The following is a 19,187-nucleotide window of genomic DNA, read 5'->3' on the forward strand; positions in this document are numbered from 1 at the left end:
CTAAGGTTTTTTGGCAGATCTGGCTGCATGCTTTTGAGCGGTTTTGAGTAGTTTTTGCACGGCCCAGAGGATGTCTTTGTTGTAGCCAAACACTTTGGCGGCGTCTTTGGCTGGCAGCCAGTCCACGCCCTTGTGATAAGAGGCATCTTCAATTTTGCCCGCCGGAATCCATTTTTGATCCAGAACACCGACATAAAACACCGTACGGCAGGCGTGAACTTTGCCATCCCAAGGAAAATCATAAACACGTTCAAAGGCGGAATCCTCTAAGATCCGGACCTTGTAGCCGGTTTCTTCCAGGCATTCACGGGCGGCGGTGGTTGCGGGGGATTCACCTTTTTCAACGGCTCCGCCCGGCAGGAAGAAATAAGGCACTTGCGCCCTGGGATCCACGGCGTGGAACCCCAGCACTTTTCCTTCGTGCAGAACCACAACGCTGGCGCGGTCGCGGAAGACCTTCTGTGCTTTTTCGGATTTCTTTTCGTCGCGACGGCCTTTGAAAAAGTCCTGCAAAAGTTCACTGCAGTCGTCTTCAAGAATGCCGGAGCTGACCTCCACCTGATGATTCAGGCGGGGGTCTTTCAGGATATGATAAAGACTTTCAACCGCACCGGCTTTGACGTCTTTTGCGCCATAAACCACTCGTGCAATGCGCGACTGCTGAATGGCGCCCGCACACATCACACAAGGCTCTAAAGTCACATACAAAGTACAATCACTTAAGCGCCAGCTGCCGCGCTTTTGCGAAGCTTTATGCAAAGCCAAAAGCTCGGCGTGTCCCAAGGGGGATTGCTGACGTTCGCGGGTGTTGATCGCGTAAGAGATCATCCCTTCCGGTCCCACAACGATGGCGGCCACAGGCACCTCTTCACGCTCGGCCGCTTTGCGGGCCAGCGCCAGTGCTTTGCGCATCCATTTTTCGTCGTGGGCAGGGGTGTTCACTATTTTGTTTCCTCAGCGATTCTTTCACGCAGTTTCACTGGCTCAGAAGGCTTCTTGCGGCGCATGCGAATGTTCAGCATTTCCACGCCGACAGAGAACGCCATCGCGAAGTAAACATAACCTTTCGGGATGTGAACTTCCAAAGCTTCCACGATCAGGGTGAAGCCGATCATCAGAAGGAAACTCAACGCCAGAATCTTAAGTGACGGGTGCGAATCCACGAAGCTGCTGATGGATTTCGCTGACACGATCATCACGATGGCAGAAAGCACCACGGCCGCGATCATCACAGAGATTTCGCTTACCATGCCGACAGCGGTGATGACGGAATCCAGAGAGAAAACGATGTCCAAAAGCAGGATCTGCACGATCACCGCATTAAAGGAGTGTGCCACCGGACTGGACTGGGAGCCCTCCACGCCTTCCAGCTTGTGGTTGATTTCCATGGTGGATTTCACAATCAGGAACAGACCGCCCAGAAGCAGAATCAAATCGCGGCCGGAGATTTCCTGGCCGAAGACTTCAAACATGGGTGCTGTCAGACCGATAATCCAGGATAAAGAGAACAGCAGGATCACTCGTGTGACCACCGCCAAGCCCAAGCCCATCACGCGGGCTTTGTCCTGTTGTTCTTTGGGAAGTTTCCCGGCAAGAATTGAGATAAAGATAACGTTGTCGATGCCCAGAACCAGTTCAAGGGCAAACAAAGTGAAGAACGCGATCCAGATTTGCGGATTCGCTAGCATTTCCATCATAAAGGGGAACTCCTGTTGTTGTTCCCCCAATTTATAAACTATTTCAAAGGTGTTGGGTATTTCAGATCGCGGTTCAGGAAGTCCTGCATCCAGATTTTTTTCATCCCCAGGCCGTCCCATTTCTTTTTAAGGTCATAGGTCGCAAACGGGGTTTGAATCTGATACTCAAAGTCCGCATGTTCGGCCATCACATGGAACGTCAAACTTTCGGCAAAGTCTTCCCAGGGGCTGACTGCCGCATAGGTGGTAATAAAGTCAGTAGGTGCCAATTGGTGATAGAAGTCTTCCATGTCGGCCACACCCAGCTGTTCTTTGCAGTCATAAAAGCAGAGCTTTGACCACAGTGGAAACATTTGATCGGCCTTGGGTTTTTCTGCGGTTTCCCAGCTTAAAGCCGTCCATGATCCGGGCTCGGGGCTATTGGCGCGATTGGCGAAATCCAAAATGTGGCCCAGCTCATGTACGATCACATAATGAAGTGCTGACAGCGATGACGGCAGAACAATGCTGGTGCGGGGCCCCTCTGGTAAATGCACAAATGGCGGAGCCTTCAGGCCGAAGGCCTTTTGTTCTTTCCATCCCAGCACGGAGGTGGCGTCGTAGTTTTGTTCCACCAAAGTGCGGCGAATGCCCATGAACGAACCTTGTGGTTCACGGTTGGCATCCCAGGTCAGCACGCCGGCATAACCCAGAACCTCGGTGTCGTTTTCGATAAAGAGCACGGTCATGCTGCAGAAGGTTTGTTGCAGTTTTGCCGGCAGCACATCATAGATGCGTTCAATTGCCGGGGCCATGGATTCACTGCCAGGCTGGCAGCTGCGGGACTCCTTTGGATCCTGAATCGGGTTCACAATGCAGGTGATTTCCTTCAGGCGGGCACGGCAATCGGTGGGTGCGGCCTGCTGAGATTGGATGCCTGCTGCCTTGGAAAAGCGCAGTTCATTGGGCTTAAGGACATAGAACGCTTCCCAAGCATAGGCTTGGCTGGTTCCGACGAACAACAGTAATATCAGATAGATAAGTGCTTTCATGGGGTCCCCTCTGTTGCATTTGTCCCATCCGATTTCGGCCTGTTCAATAAAAAAGCACCGGCCCGAGAATAATATACCGCGTCAGGACCCCAGAACTTGCCCCTTTTGTGCCGCTTTGTTATACACTCTTTCTCTCAAATTCATAATTCCACTCAGAAGGGAAGGTGATTGTCGTGGCAATGGTTAAGATCAAAGACGGTGAGTCTTTTGAATCTGCGTTCAGAAAATTCAAAAAGTCTTGCGAAAAAGCAGGTATTCTTTCTGAAGTTAAAAAACGCGAAAACTTTGAAAAACCTTCTGTAAGACTTAAAAAGAAGTCTATCGCCGCTCGTAAGCGCGCTGTAAAAAAATCCAGAAAAGGTTGGAACGACTAGTTCCCTTTTTGAAAGTTTGTTTTTTCAAGAGGCGACCACTGGTCGCCTCTGTTTTATGACCGAATCCTCTCTTAAGTCCTTTTGGAGGCACTATGGAAATCAGAGACAAAATCTCCGCTGACGTTAAAGCTGCCATGATCGCAAAAGAATCCGCTAAATTGGGAGCTCTTCGTATGCTCCAGGCTGCGATCAAAAACCGTGAAATCGACATGAGACCGGATCCCATCACTGCTGATGAAGTGATGAACGTGATCAAAAAGCTAGTAAAACAGCGCAAAGAATCCATCGAACAATTCCAGACAGCCGGTCGTACAGATCTTGTTGATCAGGAAACCGCGGAACTGAAAGTGCTGGAAGTTTATCTGCCAGCGCAAATGGGCCGTGATCAAATTGAAGCTCTTGTTACCGAAGTAATTGCAGCATTGGGTGCTAAAACCGTGAAGGACATGGGTCCTGTGATGAAAGAAGTCATCGCGAAATCCGGCGGCGCCGCAGACAACAAAGTAGTGAGCGAAGTTATTAAATCCAAGCTTTCCTAATTTGTTGGAGATACATGCGATTTTCACAAGACTTTATCGAGAAGGTGCAAGAGGCCAACAACCTCGTTGACATCATCTCTCAGTACACTCAGTTGAAACCTAGTGGTAGCGGCCTTATGGGCCGCTGTCCGTTTCCTGATCACGCTGAAAAAACGGCGTCTTTCTCCGTTTCTGAAACCAAACAGGTCTATCACTGTTTCGGTTGTCACAAGAGTGGCAACCTGTTTTCGTTTTTGCGCGACTATCAGGGTATGAGTTTCCCTGAGGCGGTGGAATATCTTGCCGGAAGAGCCAGCATCCCGATGCCAGCTCCGGACAAGGAAGATGCTCAGCGCGACCAGGCCAGCGACAAAAAGAAGTTGTTGTTAAAAGTAAACAAGCTCGCTGCTGATTATTTTTCAGAGCAACTTAAGCGTGCTCCTCACGATCATCCGGTGAAGAAGTATATCGCCAGCCGGGGGCTGTCCCAGGAAGTGATCGAAACTTTCGGCGTGGGTTATGCCCTGCCGGAATGGGACGGGCTGGAGCAATACCTGCTAAGCAAAAATGTGCCGATGGCGCTGGCCGAAGAAGCCCGCCTGGTGAAGGCCCGCAACAACAAGTCCGGACACTTTGATATTTTCCGTGACCGCTTGATGTTCCCGATTCTTTCCGCGATGGGTGAACCCATTGCCTTCGGGGGCCGTTATTTAGAGAAAAAAGAAAACGAACCCAAATACCTGAACTCTCCAGAGACCCCGGTCTTTGTGAAAGGGAAGGTGTTGTACGGACTGTCGCAGACAGCCCGCTACATCCGCAGCGAGGATCTGGCCCTTATAGTAGAAGGGTATATGGATCTGGTGTCCCTGTATCAAGCCGGCATTCGCAATGTCGTGGCGACGATGGGAACCGCGCTGACGCCGGACCACGGGAAAATGCTGAAGCGCATGACCAAGAACGTGGTGGCCCTGTTTGACGGGGACAATGCCGGGATGGAAGCGGCCGAGCGCAGTTTGCCGATCCTGCTGGCGGCGGATCTTTATCCAAAGGGGCTGACGCTGCCGAATGGAATGGATCCCGATGATTATGTGAAGAAATACGGATCTGAGGCCCTGAAAGTCGAGCTGGAACGCGCTCCGGACCTGTTTGTGATGATTTTGGCCCGTTGGATGGAAGGTTATCGCGGTGACGCCTCTGAAAAGGTGAAGCTCGCGGATAAGTTGAAGCCTCTGTTTGAGTCCATCCCGGATCTGCGTTTAAGGGACCTGTATTTGGCCGAGGCGGCCCAGAAAATGAACGTAGGCCTTCCTTGGTTGCGTCAGGCTGTGGGAATACAGGGCAGTGGTCCTGTAAATTCACAAAATCGCCCCGCAATGACTAGGACGGTGCAGCCAAACCCGAACATGGGCTCGGCTAACCAGAAACCCCCGCAAGAAGTGTCCTCTAGTGTAGAGGGCGGCAAAATCAGTCTGCAGGGGGCCTCTAAAGCGGAGCTGATGCTGTTGGGATTGGTACTCAAAAGTCGTGCCAATTTCGATCAATTTGTGAATGAAAATCTGCTCGAGAGTGTGGCCCACGAAGGTGTGAAAAAGATCCTCGAAAAAGCCACGGATGTGTATAGACAAGATCTCAGTAAGTTTGATAAATTGACCAGTCTGCTTGTCTCTTACGTCGATCAGCCTGAATATTTATTCCAAGTGAGCCCAGCGAATGAGGGCGATCCAGGGTACGACGAAGAGGCAGAAACGAAACTCCTGCGCGATTGCTTTAAGCGCGTAAAAGAAAATTTCCTGCGCGATCAAGCAAAGCGCTTAGCACGTGATCTTAAAAACGAACCTAGTTCGGATAAGTTGGAACAGATTATGAATATTCAGAGAAACCGAATCTCTCTGAATAAAGGGTAAAAGGCGGGGTATTGATGAAACCGAACCTACCAAATAAACAAGAGAAAGAGCCTGTGAAGGTTCTTTCTTTGCAGGAACAGGAAACTCTGATTAAAGAAGAAATCCAGAGATTCCTGAAGCTTGCAAAGGAGAAGGGTGCACTGACCATTGAGGAAATCAATGAGCTCCTTCCCCCTGAAATTGTCGCTCCATCTGTGCTGGACTCGTTCATGCAGGGCCTTGAGGCCGGTGGTGTAGTAATTTCAGACTTGTCTGAAAGTTCGAAAGAGGAAGAGGGCGAAGGCGCCTTCCTGGAAAACGTCGATTCTGAAGACGAAGAAATTGATGATGAAGAAAAAGCGGAAAGTGAAGACGTTAAGGGTAACGACCCTGTACGCCTTTACCTGCGCAAAATGGGAAGCGTTTCCCTGCTGACCCGTGAAGGGGAAGTGGAAATTGCCCGTCGTATTGAAAAAGGGGAGCGCGAGATCGTTCGTGCGATCCTTTTGTCCCCTCTGGGTACCTACGAGATCATCCAGCTTGGTAAGCGCCTTGATGAAGGCCGTATCAAAGTTAAATCGATCTTCCGCGGTCTTGAGGACGAGGACACCCAGTACGATGAAAAGGAATACATCGATAAGATCCATGAGCTTATCGGTCGTGTGACTGAGTACCAGAAAGCGGCGGAAAAACTGTTTATGACTCTTCGTAAAGAAGAGACAAACACTCCGGCTCGTCAGGCTGCTATGAAAGAGCTTGTTGCCATGAATGACAAGTTGATGGCGAACTTCGAGTCCGTGAATTTCAACCGTAAAACTATCAACCGCGTTGTGATCAAGTTCAAAAACCTGGTGAACCGTATCGGAACTCTTCGTCGTCGTATCAAAGACGGTGTGGAGCGTACGTTCTCTAAAGACGTCACAGCGATGGCTGAACGTATGAAGTTGATCGATGCGAATGAAAAAGAACTGACCCGTATGACCCGCGATACTGGTTTGAACTATCAGAAGTTCAAATCCTACGTATTGCAGGCTCAGGAAGCGGAAAAGCGTATCAGCCGTTTGGATTCAGAAACTGAAATGAATCACAACTGGGTGAAAGAAACCTACACGGCCATCTGGAAAGGTGAGCGTGAGGCCGATGCGGCGAAATCTGAGTTGGTTGAAGCCAATCTTCGTTTGGTTGTATCCATCGCGAAGAAGTACACCAACCGCGGTCTGCAATTCCTGGATCTGATCCAGGAAGGTAACATCGGTTTGATGAAAGCCGTTGATAAGTTCGAATACCGTCGTGGTTACAAATTCTCGACTTATGCGACTTGGTGGATCCGTCAGGCGATCACTCGTGCTATTGCCGATCAGGCGCGCACGATCCGTATCCCTGTACATATGATCGAAACCATCAACAAACTTGTTCGTACATCCCGTTACTTGATCCAGGAACTTGGCCGTGAGCCGACCCCGGAAGAGATCGCGGATAAAATGGACATGCCAGTTGATAAGGTTCGTAAAGTTCTGAAAATTGCGAAAGAACCTATCTCTCTGGAAACTCCAGTGGGTGAAGAGGAAGATTCGCACCTGGGCGACTTTATCGAGGACAAAAAGGTTATCAATCCTGCAGAAGCGATTGTGAACCTGAATCTTGCTGAACAAACCCGCCGTGTGCTGTCGACCTTGACTCCAAGAGAAGAAAAAGTCCTGCGCATGCGTTTCGGTATCGGGGAAGAGTCAGATCATACTTTGGAAGAAGTGGGTCAGGACTTCAACGTCACCCGTGAGCGTATCCGTCAGATCGAGGCGAAAGCTCTAAGAAAGCTTCGTCATCCTTCTCGCAGCAACAAACTGAAAGCGTTTGTTGATTCCTAGTGGCCAGCGGCCGCAGTGCCGTTAGGCTGAAGCAGCTCAAATTTCAAAGGCTCCCTTCGGGGAGCCTTTTTTCGTTTAGGCTGATGCACTGTGGTTTTGCCAAGCCTTTTTTAGTTTGATAGGCTCTCTTTATTCCAGATCGTGGGGGGCTAGCTTAGTTGGTTAAAGCACGGTGCTCATAACACTGGGATCGGGGGTTCAAGTCCCTCGCCCCCTACCATTCCTCTGTTTCTTCTTTATTGCCGATAGTTTTGATTTTTAAATGAGTTTGGTGCTGGCTTTGTCGGGACGCGAAAGCCGAGGCATCGAGCCTCGTCTTTCTAAGCGTTCGACATTTGCGGCCTTCGCCGCAAGAGCCTCACGCATGCTCCACACTAAAAAGTGCCACTGGCACTTTTTAGCGCGGGCACAACCTCGCCCCCTGCCATTTTTGTGAAGCAAAAATCCTTTAATCTCCAATTTCCAATATCTCTGCCGGGTCGCCAGTGTTAAAAATGTAAATGGGGGTACTGATGAAATTCCTAACTATGTTTTCTGTATTGATTCTTGGCGGCGCAGCGCAGGCGATGACGGCAAAGGTTGTGAATTCAACGGATGTGCGTTTTATGGCGGACTTGATTTTGACTCGTGCAAGTGGCGGAGCCCCACTGAGTGTTGTGGATGACAAGATCCTTGCGCCGGGAGAAGCCTTCGAGAAAAACTACGGAGTGTTGGACGCCAATGAGCTTGTCCTAAGATACGAAATCATCTCCACCGACAATAAACCCATCTGTTTGGGCAAGGTGGATGTGACTTCTAAAAGCAACTTCAAGCTTGTCGTCGACGGCCACCCTGGGATGGCTCCTGTGGATTGCAAAGTCACCCAATAAGGGTGTCGCAACAACAGAAGACCCGCAGAACTTTTATTGTGCTACGAACTCAATGGGCTGCGGGTTCCAAATAACTTTTCCTTCGGAATCCAGGTCATAACCATAACGAAATTTAAGTGTGCCTGTCTGAATAAGGCTTGCAGGTGTGCAGGGCCCCAGTGGCAACTTTATCTCGTGGCCCATCGTCAGGGTTAGTATCTGGCCGTTGCCTTTCATGCATGCCGACGGATTGCGGTCATTGTAAGGGATGATGATGTGAGAGTTTCTATTGCCGTACTTGCCTGTGCCGTGCAGATAGGCGCAGCCTGTGTCGGTGGCTCTAGGTTTTAGAATATCAATGCCGGAAGCAGTCAGTGCCCAGCCTAAATCCCGGACATTCAGATCCCGCGTTTGCTTTTGGGTTTGTTGTTTGGTGGATTTCATCTTCCAGCGAGTGCCTTCACAAGTCCACTGTGTCCAGTCAGTAGAGGTCACTCCCTGGAGTCTGTAGGTGCCGCCGGGAATTTCGCCGGCAAAGGAAAAGAGTGGCATCAAAAGAATCAGTACTGAAAAAAGCTTCATGAAGACTCCCTGTCGACAAGGTTACTTTCATCCATGAGCTTAGTTAGCGGCAAAGTGATGTCTATAATAAAACAGTGCGAAAGAAAGACTTTTTCATCAGAGCCAACGAAGTTGGCCCTGATGACCAGAAAACTCAGGTAATTACAGGAACAAGAATCCCGCCGAGATCACAAGGCCTGAGTACAAAAGGACGATCAAACAAAAGCCCATGATGTCGCGGGCGCCAAGGCCTGCGATTCCCAAGGCTGGCAAGGCCCAGAAGGGCTGGATCATGTTTGTCCATGCGTCACCCCAGGCAATCGCCATCGAGGTCTTGGCGACAGACACGCCCAGCTCTTGCGCCGCAGGCAGCATGATCGGAGCTTGTACGGCCCACTGACCACCGCCGGAGGGCACAAAGAAATTCACAATACCCGCGCTGATAAAGGTAAAGAACGGGAATGTTGTGACGGTGGAGATGTTCACAAACACATTAGACAGGGCTCCGGCCAGCGAAACACCGCTGCTGCCGCTGGCCACCATCAGACCCATGATTCCCGCATAGAACGGGAATTGCAGGATGATCCCGCTGGAGCTGATCACGGCAGAACGAATCGCCAGAATGTAGCGACGTGGAGTCCCGTGCAACAGAATGCCCAGGAACAGGAAGATGAAATTCACAATGTTCAGATTCAGATCCAAACCTTTTTTGAAGAAGTAGTTTGCGATGTACACGCTGGCAAGGGCGCACAAGATCAAAGAAACCCATTTGCTGTTTTCAATGCGATCTGCCCACGTACTGTTGCCGTTTTCCGTGTCTGAAACTTCGTCATTTAGCAAAGCCGGATCCACACTCACGGTTTCTTCCAGGCGTGGGTGCATGAACATGTTCAGCAGGGGCACTGTCACCAAAAGGACAATTACGATAACCAGGTTGTAGGTTGAAAACAGGGTTTCAGATACTGGGATCATTCCGGTGACGACATTGTTAGAGGCCTTGGCCAGATTCCCGTCCGTGGCAATCGTCAAAGGAATAGATCCGGAAAGACCGCCGTGCCAGATTAGAAAGCCGGAATAAGCAGAAGCGATCAGCAGGCGGTAGTCGACAGTTTTTACTTTTTTCGCGATCTCTTTGGCAAAAAGAGCACCGATCACCAGGCCAAAACCCCAGTTGAACCAGGAACCCAGCAGCGAGACCAAAGAAACGACAACGATCGCCTGACCAGGGGTGCGCAGGTGGGAGGCCAAAGATGACAACAAGCTGGAGCAGGGGCGCGAGTTCGCCAACGCATGGCCGAGCACGAGCACCAGGACCATCTGCATCGAGAATCCCAACAAGCCCCAGAAGCCTTCATACCAACCGTTCACAGTTTCAAGGAAGCTCATGCCAGTTACGGGCATTGCCGCGGCAAATACGATAAAAGTCAAAAGCGCGCAGAAGATAAAGGGATCAGGCAGGTATTCATTGACGAGCTTCACACTGAATCGAATGAGTTTTTGAAAGGCATTGTCGCGGGCTGGGTTCATTGCTGCTCCTTGGTGAAGACTAAATTAGAGCGGCAAAGGTCGTGATTGTCATCTTAAGAAGAGCTAAAGGGGGCACTGGCGAACGTGTGCCCCCACTCACTTTGGGTCCAACTTTTTAGCAGCCGGGCATGCAGCCTTTGATGTTTTCGCCCCAAGAGCAGCAAGCCGCAGCCATGGTTTCGGCTTGGCTGTTGTCTTGGCAGTTTTGTTTCTGCTGCGGGTGTTGATTGATTTTTGGTCTTGGGTTGGTTCTGCCACCATAGCATTTCGCCACGCACTCGTTGTGGTTGCTGTAATAGTCGTCGATACAGCCCTGATAGCACCAGTAAGAAACGTTCTCTGCAGGAGGAAGATAGGCTGCTGAAGCGGCTGCACTGAAAAGGATCATGAATGTTGTTTGAATAAGTATTTTGATCATTTGATAACTCCTTGTTGGAATTAGAAATGTCAAAATAAGATACTTTTATCAAATATGTTTAAATCGGTATCTTTTGGTGATACTAAATTTATGAATATGGATCAAATTAGCCAACACACCGATGCCAAAAAGCTGCTTAAAAGCCTTCAAGAGGTTTTAAAATCCAAGAAGATCACCTATGCGGATCTGGCGCTTCAGATGGAAGTGTCCGAAGTCACCGTCAAAAGACTTTTCTCAACACAGAACTGTAACCTGCAAACGGTTTTTAGAATTTGTGATCTTGTGGGGATTTCGTTTTTTGATCTGGCAGCGCTCGCGAATCAGGACAAAGAAGTCGACTATGTTCTGTCCGAAGATCAGGAAAAGTTTTTTGCGACGAATCCGGCGATGTTTGGAATTTTCAGAGCACTTCATCGCGGGGTCAGTCCCGACAAGCTGGCCGAGGTCTGGAAACTTTCAAGTCAGAAGATGTTTAAGGTCCTTCGTAAAATTGAACAATTCGGATTGTTGGAAGTTCTTCCCAAGAATCAGGTTCGCATCAAAGCTGTTGGCAATATTCGCTTTCAACACAAGGGCCCGCTGGCGCGGGCCATCTTGCGCCCGCAGATTATGCAGTTCTTGGATCACGTGGATGTGGTTCTAAAGAACAAAGATGTGTGCATGCATTCTGCCGAAGTGGAACTGTCGAAGAAAAGCATCACAGAACTGGTGGAAGAGATTCACGCCCTGGGGGCGAAGTATCGCGCCCGGGCTTTGCGTGATAAAAATCTTCTGTCGGCAGACCAGCTTCAGTCGGTGCGCTGGTTGTTTGCGTTTGCGCCGTTTGAGACCAACTGGCAGCAGTACGAACTTAAAGATTAAAGACCGGCCTCGGGCTCGTTTGATTTTTCAGTTTCGGCAGTCCATTCCAGCAAAGACAGTTCAGATGTTTTTGTCCAATCAACTTGTTTGCGGTTGATGATGCGGATATTCACTTCGTCGCCGTTCACAGTCCACAACAGGGTGTCGCCTTTGGCGATGCCCAATGCCTGACGGACGCGGGCCGGGATGGTGGTTTGGTTTTTACGGGACGCTTTTGAAGTGGCACCTGATTTGCTATTGCTCATTGATGTTCTCCGTATCTTCATTCTAAAGGTCCGTACAGAGTCTTGTCGCCAATAGTCTTGTTGGGGGCTTGCAAAACAATCCGTTGGTCCGTTCCCAAGGCGCACTTTTACTTGCAGACCCACTTCTGAATGCCGGCGGAAACCATAAATTGCCCGCTGGCGCAGGCATACTGGGGCAATTCACATTGGCCCGTTTGATCCAAATAGCGTCCGTCCTGGCGATGGCAGCGGTCTTTGCTGGAAAGTTCCGAATAGCAGGATTGTGTCACTCCGGCGGCGTTGACCTCCAAATACAAGGGGCCGACGAAGTGGGTTCTGTTGTCAGTCAAGCTGGTCAACTGCACCTCACCATAGATCAAACGCCGTCCACTTTTTAAGGTGACAACATTCATCAGGTTGCGAATCTCGACAGAGACATTCTTGGACCAGGAGCCGACATAGGACTCGGCAAGTGCCAGAGTTTGTGAGGCCGGCAAAGATGCCGGAGAAAGTACCGGCGCAGTGCCAAAGGCCGCCAGGCAGGATGTGTTTATTGAAAGCAGATCGCGCAAGCTTAGAACCGAGGTCTGTGTCAGTGCCATCTGCTCCAGATCCAATTTTTTTTGGGCCACCACAGATGAGGTGATGAGCCAGGCGGAAGTGACAATCGCAAGAACACCGGCGGCGACAAGTGCTTCCAGCATCGAGAAGCCCTGTTGGTTTTTTCGGCTTTGAAAAAAGCGGTGGGACATTTATTTTCCTGCCTTCTTCTTTTCCGCAGCTTCCGGACTGTTGGCGATTTCATTGCGGATGGTCTGAAGGCTTTCTCCAGGGTCGTACTTGTTTCCCTTGTTCACGGCATTCCAGTATTCAAATCCTTCTTTGTCTGGCTCACGCCCCAGGATCTCCCGGTAGGCTGTGCAAATTGCCGGATTCGTTGCGCACATATTGCCGCTTCCGCCAGAGCTGCCATTGCCACTGCCTCCTCCTCCGGAGCCGCTGCCACCAGAAGAGGCCACATACACAGTCTGTGTGACGTACTCAACCCGCACCGGAGGCACTTCGCAGTTTCCGGGCTGATTCGGGCCCCGGGAAACCAGGATCTGGCCCGTCGGGCAGGCAGGAGGAACGGAGCAAGCCGGATCGCTGGTGGGCCTGTAGACTCCGCCCATCATGCGACAGCTGCCTTCGACACTGATATCTGAAAAGCACGACGCCATTTGGTTGCTGGCATTGACCTCAAACAAGAGGGAGCCCATGTCCGTTGACTTGTTTGTTTTGCCTCCCACCAGATCACCTTTTTTGGACGACTGAAAAGACAGCTGCCCTTTGAAAAGTCTGTTGGGTGATCCAGGGATTGGTTCAATCAAAGTGATGCCGTCCAGACTGAAGACGACATCGGTCAAACCATAGAGGTTTCGGGCGGCATTGGGATCTTTGCCGATCTCGGTCCCGCCAATGGTCACAAAGAGCTTGGATCTGCCGTCATGGATGTTGTCTGCGGGATCCAGTTTGATCTTTTGCGAGCAAACCGTTTTATCCGAAAAGATTCGGCGGGCATCTTGCTGAAGATTGATTTTCCCAAAAGAGGACGAGGCGGACTGTTCCAGATTCTTGGCTGTTGAAACCAAGGCCATGGATCCAACGCTGACCAAGCCGGCAAGGCCCGCCGCAATCAGGACATTTGCCATAGAGAAGCCTTTTTGATTGGAAATCAGTTGTTTCAATGAACCCCCTCAAGACCGTCAGATCACCTGTCGGTCGGAAAGTCCCCTGATATGAGGAATAAAGTGATTTTTGTGTTGCACGGGGAGCACAAGTGTTGCTGGGCAAGAGCAAGCAACAGCCGCATTTCGCACTGGTAATCCACCTGATCTTTTCGCAACTGGCATTGCTCACGGCTTTCCACTAAGACGTGACCTTTAACAATCCGGAAGGAAAGCTCTATGAATCTTTTGCTTTGTTTTCTTATGGCCGTGGCTTCTTGGCCCTCTCTGGTTCTGGCGACCAGTCCTTATTCGCCGTCCGAGGGGGTTGTGGAAAAGGGACATGATCCGGCTTTGAACAAATATCGCCAAAGGTTCTTTTATAACCCTGACGGAACGTTATCCGCGCAGAAGCTTGAATCTTTGGTGCGTTTTTTGGATTTTCAAAAGTCTCTGTTGATGGATTCGGCCAAAATGAACCGCAAAGCCAATCTGATTCTGGTTCATGGCTATGAAAACGACAAAGCGGAAAAAGAGGGCCTGGAAGCGCAAAGCAGCGAGTCGGAAACCATTGCCCCGCTGATCTTCGCCCTGGAGCACGCCCGGGATCTGCAGGCGCGCCACACGCGCATGAGCCGCAATGAGGTCCATGAAAAGGCGGAATTGATTTTATTGTTTCTTGCTGCGGGTTACACACCTTATCCGATGACAATCTTTACGTCACTGGTGGAGCGGGTGAAGAATCTGGCAGAAAATTTCTTTGAATTTTCAGTCAATGACTCTGGAAAAACTCAGGCCAGCAACCTGCTGCTGAACGGCCGGTTTGCGACCCAGAATGAACTGCGTCTGCACCGCCAGAGTGGGAATGATCTTTCAAAGTTGGATCCGCCCTCATCAGCGATCTGGACTGACAATGATATTGAATCTTATGACCCCTATCTGGAGATCTACTGGGGTCGTAAGTTCTTCCCGCCGCGCGAAGATCCTGTTCCGGTATTCCACTATGAGCGTCTGGGAAATGGCACCATCAAATTTAAAACCCATTGGTTTGATTCGCAGGAACTCAATAAAAAAGGTCTGCCGAAGAAAAAGGATGTCACCCTGCGGGTGGGCTTTGAAGCGTACAACGCCTCGGTGGTCAATCACCTGGCGCGTATCATCGGCTATCCGGCAAATCCGACGACCTTCCGTTCGGCGATCAAGCTCGAGCTGGGCGAGACTGATTTTGAAGAGTTCCTGACTCAGTGGAGAAATCTGCATGGTCTGGAGATGGGATCGGCAATGACCCATGTGGATCGCATCCCAGGCGAAAATGCCGTGATCTTGAAAAACGTGACCCTGGAAGCCTATCCGGACAAGGATGACTATCGTCGTATGGGGCCTTTCCGCATGGGCGACAACGGCCTTCGCAACCGTCGTGAGTACCGCGCCATGGTGCTTTATAATGCTTTGATTTCTTTACAGGATCAGTTCGAATATCAATCCCGCGTGGATGCGGTCCGAGATTCCAAGCGGGGCTGGCTGCCGTTGTTCTTCCTGTCGGACACAAGTTCGGCGCTGGGTTTGCCAGCGATGTTGGGGAATGTGGGGGCAGTAAACGAATTCACCTGGGAATTCACCAAAAAATCAGACGGTCAGGTTCGTCTGTTCTGGTTCTCGGTTTTCAATTCGCGCACCTGGAAAGACACCACTTACAGCGACGTCAAATGGCTGGCGCGCCGAATGGCTCGGATCCGAACAGATCAGATCGACGGAATCATGGAGACGTCCGGATTCCCCGAGCCAGTGCGCAGACTTTATGCGGAAAAATTGAAATCACGTTTGAATAAGATGATGGTTGATTTTGATTTGTCCCAAGAGGGCTTTGCCGCGCATCCTGTGCGCTCCAGACAGGAACTTTCGGCCGCCTATCCCGACTATATCAATGAAAAAGGTTTTTTGAAGGAAGGGGCGCAGGAATACCCGGGAAACACCTTGCCGATTCTGGGGAATCGCTTCACCCCTTTGCAGGGGGCCCTTGTTCTGACCCTGAACGCCCTTCATAACAAGTTTCTGACTTTGTTTAATCCAGCCAACTATGGCAAGGGAGACTTTGTCGTCGATCTGGGTAACACCACGATCGAGGGCGGAATTGGCATTGAGGCCTCTCGGGGGGTGAGTGTGAATCCCGAGCTGGGGCCCGGGCAAAGAAGGTACTTACTTAATGACAAGGTCAGCATCAGCATTCCCGTGGGGATGTTTAGCGACCGCGTGACGACACCGCTGGCGCTGTATTACACCTACACTTTTGAATACCTGCACAGTGTGTCCACGATGAAAGAGGTCGGCACCAGCCGGTTCTTTGCGCTGCTAAATCCTTTTAGCATCCTGGAAATCCGCCGCTCTTTGGGAGTGGGCGAGCAACTTCGGGTGACCCACTCGTTTGGGGCCTCAGTGGGCAAGACCAAACTCAAAGTCATTGATGATGTGCAGATTGAAGCGGCCCTGATCGGGTTGGGTTATGCTTCGATAAAAACGGTCTACTATTCGAAACCGCATCCCACGCTGGTGGAAATCAGCACAGACCATGTGGATACGGCGTCCATCTCTAGCGGCATTGATGTGCGAACTTATCTTCGTGTGGCGGCGAGCATGCGGGCGCAGCGATCCAAAAAAGTCTATCGAATGTACCGCGTGGATTTGTTAAATGAATCTTTAGAGTCGCAGGCCCACCTGCAGGACGCGGTGGATGCCGCCCTGGTGGACAGTGACTTTACCGCCCTGACTCGATTGGTGAAGCCCCATGAATGGATTGAGTCCGCCAAAAGCAAACACTTCAACCTGGCCTTTATGGTGTGGAAGAGATCTTCAGATTCTGGGGTCAGTGATCTGTCTGTGAATGGTCAGAAGCTGGTGCTGGCTCACAAGTCCAAATCCTATGACCGCTCTTTAAGCCGTCTGTGGGATGAGAAACTGGATATTGGCTTTGCCAAGCCGGCCGTCAATGTGGTCGGTGAGTTTTGGGGGGAAGGCATGCAGGTGGGAACGACGATCGAAGGCGTTGTGGACAGCCAGCAACGGCGTTTTTCGGAGATCGAAGTGATGATCACACTTTCGATTTTTGATAATTACTGCACGCGCAAGGAATTTGAAAAGACGTTCAAAAAGTTCTTCAACAAACGTGCGGGGATGGATAACTACATCCGTTTCCAGATGCCGGATGAATTGGAGGCCTATCCCGAACTTGTCGGAACCATGCGCTGGCAAATCAGCAAAAAAGCCCTCCGGGATATTTTAAGTGCTGCCAGCAACGTGAATAATCTGGATTATCTCCTGCCTTCCGGCGGAGCATTCCATCAGCGGAATGAAGGCTCCACGAATGATCCTCGCGACGACGTCAGTCGCCGCGCACAGAAGCTGCTGCGCGCCCTGGATAAAGAAGTCACCACCTTTGGCAAGCTCTACACATTGGAGGCCCAGGCGAAGGATCTGCTTTCTGTTCTGGAGGACCTGACAGGGAGAAAAGGCGAGACCGTGGCGCAGCTTCGTAAATTCACCCGGGATGAAAACATCTGGCTGACGACGAACATCGCCAACATGCTGGAGCTAAGCCATCCGACCTTCCGTCAGCAGAAAAACGGTGAATTCTGGGCCAGGGAAATCGGCAAGTACCAGGGGCATAGTTATCTGGATCGCTTTCGCCGCACTAAACTTTTGCAGCCGGTGTATTAGGCGTGCCGCCGCTTTGCTCTAAATTCAGCAGCTTCCTTTTTCTGTCCAGGCCTCCGGAGTATCCTCCGAGGCCTCCGCCGGCAGCAATCACGCGATGGCAGGGTATAATAATACAAATCGGATTCTTTCCGTTGGCGGTTCCCACGGCGCGCACGGCCTTTTCATTTTTAATCCGGCGGGCGATGTCGGTGTAGGACACCGTCTTGCCATAGGGAATCTTTTTAAGCTGCCGCCAGACGGATTCTTGAAACTCTGTCCCGGCAACATCCAATGGGACATCGAAATCCTGGCGCTGGCCTTTAAAATATTCCGTAAGTTCGGCTTCGGTTTGCTTAAGAATCTTAAGGGCGCCGTCTTTCCCAGTAAGGGAAGGGGCCAACGGAATCCCCGCGGTCTTTCCCCAATACAGGGACTGCAGGCCCATTTCAGAGGCGACCATGTACAGGTCTCCTAACGGGGAATTCATTTTCCACTGAAGCTGATTCATTTCTTTCTCCCGGTTTTCTTCAAGACTTGGGAATACTCCCGCCACAACAAGGCGGCGACATAGCCGCGCCATGGGCTGAAGCTTTCAAACTTGGTCTTGGGATGTTCGGCAATCGCACGAGCAATAATCAAATCTGTCGCGGGGAAGGCATCGGTGTGACGAAGAGCCTTCAATGCCATGTAACTGGCTGTCCACGGGCCAATCCCGGGAATGCCAAGTATCTTTTCCACGAAACTATCCACATCCTGGGCTGGTTCCAGCGAAAGGTCGCCGTTGATCAGCGCCTTGGAAAGGGCCACCAGAGTCTCTTTGCGTCGGGTGGTGGTTTTTAAGCTTTTCAGATCAGCTTTAATCACCTGCGCAGGAGTTGGGAACAGGCGCACCGATTTTCCATCGCGCAAAAGTCCTGAGTCGCTGCCTGCAAGATCGATCAAATCATTCACCAGTGCGCGACCCCGTTCAACACTCACGACCTGACCCAGAATGGCGGCGACAACCACTTCAAACGGATCCCAGGATGAAGGCAGCCGGATGCCCGGATGTTTTTTCAGCAAGGCCTTCATGTCTTTGTCGGTTTCAAGCACGTTTGCGATAATCACCGGATCTGAATCCAGATCCAGCAGACTGCGCACGCGGGATATGATGGTGTGCAAGGCTGTTGTATCGGGGAAATCGATCTCTAGCTTTATGCACGATTCATCAGGCAGATCGCTCAAAGTGATCTGTCCCACTTTGCCGTTCACCTCAATAATTCTGTGCATAAGGCCTTCTTCAAACCACTCCAGCTGTCCCACCGCGTGGGAACGATAAAAGTGCAGCAGTCCGGTGAAATCAAAAGGGGGGCGGTAAGAAAGCCGGATGGTTAAAGTCGATTTGTCTTTAACAGGCTTTCGGCGGATCTCGGAGGGGCTTTTCTTAAAACGTTCTTTGAAGGCATCATTGAATCTGCGAATGGAGTTAAAGCCGGCCGCAAAGGCGACCTCGGTGACAGGCAACGCTGTCTCGGTGATCAGTTGTCGAGAAAGATTCAGACGGTTTTCAAAGGACAGCTGTTTTGGGGTCTTTCCTACTTCTTCTATAAACAATCTGCGCAGGTGACGGGCGCTCACGCCAAACAGATCAGCAAAATCATTATCATTGAATTCCAATGTTTCAATTTTATCGATCATCCTGATCGCACGGCGGACCAAGGCAGACTTCCCAATCCACGCCGGTGACTGTGGGGCGCTTTCTGGTCGGCAGCGCAAGCAAGGACGATAGCCGGCCTTTTCGGCCGCCAGATGATTGGAAAAGAATTCGACGTTTTCACGTTTGGGTTTGGCGGGGCAGATGGGGCGACAATAGATGCCCGTGGTTTTGACGCCGACAAAGAACTTGCCGTCAAAACGAGGATCCCGGGCTAGCATGGCATTATAAAAGACGTCGTCCTTTTTCATGCAATCAGTATAACCCTTCTGGGCTCCTGACTATAGCCGT

18 protein-coding genes and 1 tRNA gene are annotated in these 19,187 nt (G+C 50.8%); 8 read left to right on the top strand and 11 right to left on the bottom strand.

What is annotated here, in order from left to right:
* Genes tadA through BD_RS01090 form a run of 3 tightly spaced genes read right to left on the bottom strand, consistent with a single transcriptional unit; the run spans position 1 to position 2,728 of the window.
* On the bottom strand, positions 1-942 hold the full coding sequence (tadA, locus tag BD_RS01080; protein ID WP_011162836.1) for a tRNA adenosine(34) deaminase TadA: 942 nt from the start codon (positions 940-942) through the stop codon (positions 1-3).
* Positions 942-1,694, bottom strand: coding sequence for a TerC family protein (locus tag BD_RS01085; RefSeq protein ID WP_038452060.1), 753 nt, complete (start codon positions 1,692-1,694; stop codon positions 942-944). The genes tadA and BD_RS01085 overlap by 1 nt, the downstream gene beginning before the upstream one ends.
* Before the next feature lie 41 nt (positions 1,695-1,735).
* Entirely contained in the window at positions 1,736-2,728 is a 993-nt protein-coding gene (locus BD_RS01090; RefSeq protein ID WP_011162838.1) for a hypothetical protein, read from the bottom strand.
* A gap of 179 nt (positions 2,729-2,907) precedes the next feature.
* On the opposite strand from BD_RS01090, the gene rpsU reads away from it, so the two are divergent.
* The 6 genes from rpsU (at position 2,908) to BD_RS01120 (ending at position 8,237) form a co-directional block, all read left to right on the top strand.
* Entirely contained in the window at positions 2,908-3,102 is a 195-nt protein-coding gene (gene rpsU, locus BD_RS01095; protein WP_038452062.1) for a 30S ribosomal protein S21, read from the top strand.
* Between the two features lie 92 nt (positions 3,103-3,194).
* Entirely contained in the window at positions 3,195-3,641 is a 447-nt protein-coding gene (locus BD_RS01100; RefSeq protein WP_011162840.1) for a GatB/YqeY domain-containing protein, read from the top strand.
* 14 nt (positions 3,642-3,655) lie between these two features.
* Positions 3,656-5,524 (top strand): DNA primase, encoded by a 1,869-nt coding sequence (dnaG, locus tag BD_RS01105; protein ID WP_011162841.1) that lies wholly within the window; start codon positions 3,656-3,658, stop codon positions 5,522-5,524.
* A 14-nt stretch (positions 5,525-5,538) separates the two neighbouring features.
* On the top strand, positions 5,539-7,368 hold the full coding sequence (gene rpoD / locus BD_RS01110; RefSeq protein WP_011162842.1) for an RNA polymerase sigma factor RpoD: 1,830 nt from the start codon (positions 5,539-5,541) through the stop codon (positions 7,366-7,368).
* Between the two features lie 143 nt (positions 7,369-7,511).
* Positions 7,512-7,588, top strand: a tRNA-Met gene (locus BD_RS01115).
* Between the two features lie 292 nt (positions 7,589-7,880).
* Positions 7,881-8,237, top strand: a complete 357-nt coding sequence (locus tag BD_RS01120) for a hypothetical protein (protein WP_011162843.1) — start codon at positions 7,881-7,883, stop codon at positions 8,235-8,237.
* A gap of 33 nt (positions 8,238-8,270) precedes the next feature.
* On the opposite strand, the gene BD_RS01125 is transcribed toward BD_RS01120, so the two are convergent.
* The 3 genes from BD_RS01125 to BD_RS01135 form a co-directional block, all read right to left on the bottom strand.
* Positions 8,271-8,798 (bottom strand): hypothetical protein, encoded by a 528-nt coding sequence (locus tag BD_RS01125; RefSeq protein WP_011162844.1) that lies wholly within the window; start codon positions 8,796-8,798, stop codon positions 8,271-8,273.
* A 141-nt stretch (positions 8,799-8,939) separates the two neighbouring features.
* On the bottom strand, positions 8,940-10,304 hold the full coding sequence (locus BD_RS01130; RefSeq protein ID WP_011162845.1) for a short-chain fatty acid transporter: 1,365 nt from the start codon (positions 10,302-10,304) through the stop codon (positions 8,940-8,942).
* Between the two features lie 115 nt (positions 10,305-10,419).
* Complete coding sequence (locus BD_RS01135; protein ID WP_226987886.1) at positions 10,420-10,722, bottom strand: hypothetical protein; 303 nt, start codon at positions 10,720-10,722, stop codon at positions 10,420-10,422.
* Positions 10,723-10,818: 96 nt separating this feature from the next.
* Between BD_RS01135 and BD_RS01140 the strand changes: the two genes are divergently transcribed.
* Positions 10,819-11,583: a helix-turn-helix domain-containing protein gene (locus BD_RS01140; RefSeq protein ID WP_231839235.1), complete on the top strand. Its 765-nt coding sequence runs from the start codon at positions 10,819-10,821 to the stop codon at positions 11,581-11,583.
* Here the strand turns inward: BD_RS01140 and BD_RS01145 are convergent.
* The 3 genes from BD_RS01145 to BD_RS01155 form a co-directional block, all read right to left on the bottom strand.
* The gene (locus BD_RS01145) at positions 11,580-11,828 is read right to left on the bottom strand and encodes an AbrB/MazE/SpoVT family DNA-binding domain-containing protein (protein ID WP_038450573.1); all 249 of its coding nucleotides are present in this window, start codon (positions 11,826-11,828) and stop codon (positions 11,580-11,582) included. The genes BD_RS01140 and BD_RS01145 overlap by 4 nt on opposite strands.
* A 107-nt stretch (positions 11,829-11,935) precedes the next feature.
* Entirely contained in the window at positions 11,936-12,559 is a 624-nt protein-coding gene (locus BD_RS01150; protein WP_011162849.1) for a type IV pilus modification PilV family protein, read from the bottom strand.
* A complete protein-coding gene (locus BD_RS01155; RefSeq protein WP_011162850.1) occupies positions 12,560-13,534 on the bottom strand; it encodes a DUF4214 domain-containing protein in 975 nt (324 codons plus the stop codon). It lies immediately after the preceding gene.
* Between the two features lie 219 nt (positions 13,535-13,753).
* Here BD_RS01155 and BD_RS01160 point away from each other — a divergent pair, with 219 nt between their 5' ends.
* Positions 13,754-17,224 (top strand): hypothetical protein, encoded by a 3,471-nt coding sequence (locus BD_RS01160; protein ID WP_011162851.1) that lies wholly within the window; start codon positions 13,754-13,756, stop codon positions 17,222-17,224.
* Here the strand turns inward: BD_RS01160 and BD_RS01165 are convergent.
* Complete coding sequence (locus tag BD_RS01165; RefSeq protein WP_011162852.1) at positions 17,199-17,711, bottom strand: methylated-DNA--[protein]-cysteine S-methyltransferase; 513 nt, start codon at positions 17,709-17,711, stop codon at positions 17,199-17,201. The two genes, BD_RS01160 and BD_RS01165, sit on opposite strands and share 26 nt — an antisense overlap.
* Positions 17,708-19,147: an AlkA N-terminal domain-containing protein gene (locus BD_RS01170; protein ID WP_011162853.1), complete on the bottom strand. Its 1,440-nt coding sequence runs from the start codon at positions 19,145-19,147 to the stop codon at positions 17,708-17,710. The genes BD_RS01165 and BD_RS01170 overlap by 4 nt, the downstream gene beginning before the upstream one ends.
* Positions 19,148-19,187 lie beyond the last annotated feature (40 nt).

The organism is Bdellovibrio bacteriovorus HD100 (genome assembly GCF_000196175.1).
GTDB classification, from domain to species: Bacteria; Bdellovibrionota; Bdellovibrionia; order Bdellovibrionales; family Bdellovibrionaceae; genus Bdellovibrio; species Bdellovibrio bacteriovorus.